Annotated in this window: 1 protein-coding gene and 3 pseudogenes; all 4 read right to left on the bottom strand. The window is 36.2% G+C overall.

The window, feature by feature from the left end:
* Positions 1 to 501 (bottom strand): annotated as a pseudogene (locus H1P_RS36255) (hypothetical protein); the annotation flags it as partial.
* A gap of 252 nt (positions 502 to 753) precedes the next feature.
* Positions 754 to 861, bottom strand: a pseudogene (locus H1P_RS18105) (DnaB-like helicase N-terminal domain-containing protein); the annotation flags it as partial.
* Positions 854 to 1,708, bottom strand: coding sequence for a DUF6262 family protein (locus H1P_RS18100; protein ID WP_144869928.1), 855 nt, complete (start codon positions 1,706 to 1,708; stop codon positions 854 to 856). The pseudogene H1P_RS18105 and the gene H1P_RS18100, both read right to left, overlap by 8 nt.
* Positions 1,698 to 2,789 (bottom strand): annotated as a pseudogene (locus tag H1P_RS18095) (integrase); the annotation flags it as partial. The gene H1P_RS18100 and the pseudogene H1P_RS18095, both read right to left, overlap by 11 nt.

Genomic DNA, 2,789 nt, shown 5'->3' with positions numbered 1-2,789 from the left:
TAGGGCTTGGTCATAGCTAGCTAAGGCTTCTTCATTCCTGCCTAAATCACTCAGAACAGCACCTCGGAAAAGCCAACCTCTAGAATCATGGGGATATATTTTTGTAGCCTTAACTGAAGAATCCAATGCCTCTTGATAGTCCCGTGACTGCAACTGTTGAAAAGCTTGGTTCAGCAATGGCATAATACCTTGTTCATTTGATTCGGGTTCTACCATAGGCTGGTTACTGGACTTGTTTGTGTCTTGATTTTCCTCTTCCCCAACACAAGACAACCTTTCGCTTAAAGACCTAGCTACTTCTGCCAATTCCCCAGTTGCTACCCTTCCCAATAAACCCAACCGTCTTGCTAACTCCTGATGCGTTTCTGGCTGCTCTAACCATCTCTCACCAAAAGACCTTAACCAAATCGCTAGGCGTTGTTTATCTAACTTCTTGACAATTAAAAAGCCCTGAAGCTCTCCCCAACTGCTTCCCTTTTCTAACTCGTCTAATAACTCCATGAACAGGTTTTCGTACTCTAGATTGCTAAATTGATTAGGTTTCGGTAATGGTGATGGTGAAGGAGAGGAAGGATTACGAACAAACTTGCTTTTGATATATCTACAAGGGTTGGAGAGAAATTGCAGCATTACTTCACTCAATTAGCATTTTTTCGGATTTTGGCTAATGCTTAAATTTTAAAATAAATTATGCTGGGGAAATCACAAAATTCCGAAATAATCCTATACAGGGGTTAAATTTTACCTTACAAGTGGTAATATATCTGCTACAATGCTGATAGCTTGAGGGTCTAATAAAATTCCTCCTAGTATGGCTTCTTCTGCTTCAATGTTGCCTAAAAAGGTATTATTATCAGTCATTTTTCTTATTGAAAATATTGCTCAGTTTTTTAAGTTTGTCGGGGTCAACTAATTTCTTGGGAGACTTGTATTTTGCTGTAACAATTTTCTCTTGAGGCTTGACGCTGACTTGGGTTTTACTCTCGGTATTAGGTTCAGCTTCATCGCAAATCATTGATAGCAAACAAGCTTCTTGACTTTTAACATCATGATTGTCCCGATATTGCTTAAAGGCTTCTATAGATAATTTGACTTTTTCTATATCTCTACTGGCTATTTCTGCTCTTAGCTTTTTACTAACTTTGATACCAAGAACTTTAATAGAATCAATTAATAATTCTTCTATATCATTGTTGGTTGCTGTTGTAGAAGATGTAGCTTTTTTTTCTTTAATTGGTGTAGTAATAGAAACTACTTTGCTAGTAGGACTAGGTCTAGTCAATTCTTTTAATTGAGTTCGCAGTCTTTCATTTTCGTCTCTGATTTCATAGATTTCAGCTACATGACCTCTAAGAATTTCGTTTTGATGCTTTAGTTCTTTAATTTCTGCTTCAAGTTTACGGATTTTATCTTTAGCTACTTGATGTAAAGTTTTGAGACTGTGAGGTCGATTTTTACTATCTTCCCCAAGAGAATTAAGAGTAGTTTGTTTCTTGTTTTGAAGTTCGTGAATATAAGCTTTAATCTCATCCCACTTATAAAGATAGGAAATAGAACAGCCAGCTACAGTAGCAATATTTTTAAAAGTAAGAGGCTTCTTTTGTTTTTGAATTTCAGCAATAGCTTTTAGTACCTGTTCTTTCTTCTGTTCCTTTCTAAGAGCTTGAGTACGACGAAGAACTTCAGCCTGTTTTTGTCTATTGCTCATCAGCTAATTTCCTCAACTCTCTTAGCCATTTGTCCATCGCTTCAATGGTTTCTTTAGCTTCTTCAGCTATTACTTCTGCACTAGCACCAGCTTTTTTCGCTTGAGCTAATCTTTGTTGTTCACCCTGGTACTGACGCTCGTATAGAGGTAACTTAGCTGTACTGGGACGAAAACTAGAACAGCCATAGCATTTAGGATAAATATTAATGGGACAAGGTGTTTTAGGATCTAAAATACAATGTCCGTAAACTACGTAACGATGTGGGACTTCTGAATCTGGTTCTCCTGGATCTAGTTCGTGGGCTTTAAGGTTTTTGAGTAAGCTATGGGGTAAAGATTGCCAGGGTAGGAATTTGTTTTCAGAATTCACTATAACTTCATGAAACGGTAAATCTACCTCTGCTACTTGTTCTCTAGTAGGTGGTGCATAATGTTGGAATGTTGTCTTACTGCTTTTATGGTCTAGTAAAAGACGAGCAGCTTCCATTTCATATTTTGTTCTTACTTCTTGTCCACGAGTAGAGCGAGTAATTTTCCCTGTAAAGTGAGGCTTTTGTCCGTTGGCATCTAAAACATTTTCTTTTTCAATTAATATCCGAATAATGCCAACCATTGGGTTGCTTTTTGTATCTACAAGAGGAGGTTCAGGTAAAGGTTTAATATTGGGAAAAGTTGGATATGATAGTTGCTTTATGCTCCGAAAATGACAAAACAAATAAGGATAATCTTCACCAATAACTTTTTGAATCCATTGTTGTTGTTCTTCTATAATTCTCCTTATTTTTCGATTGGCAAATATTTTGTGCCACTTTTGAGTTTTATGTTGAAAAAATTTGACATACCATTGACCATTTTCTTCAATCAAACATTTAAAAAGTAAATTACAAATATCTCCAGGTCTAGCACCAGTATAAGACTGAATTAAATAATGAGAAGCAATGGGTTTAGGAATTTTATGTAGATGAGATTCAATAGCTTTACGAGTTACTTCATCTAACCAATCAGGATCGTTATGACTTATTTTTAGAACATCACGACTACGGATTAAAGAAGGTGTATCTAAGTCAATCCAATCAAAAAA

Origin of the sequence: Hyella patelloides LEGE 07179 (assembly GCF_900659865.1) — a bacterium.
GTDB lineage: Bacteria > Cyanobacteriota > Cyanobacteriia > Cyanobacteriales > Xenococcaceae > Hyella > Hyella patelloides.
Note: the sequence above shows the minus strand (reverse complement) of the source record. Positions and strands in the feature narration are given on the sequence as shown.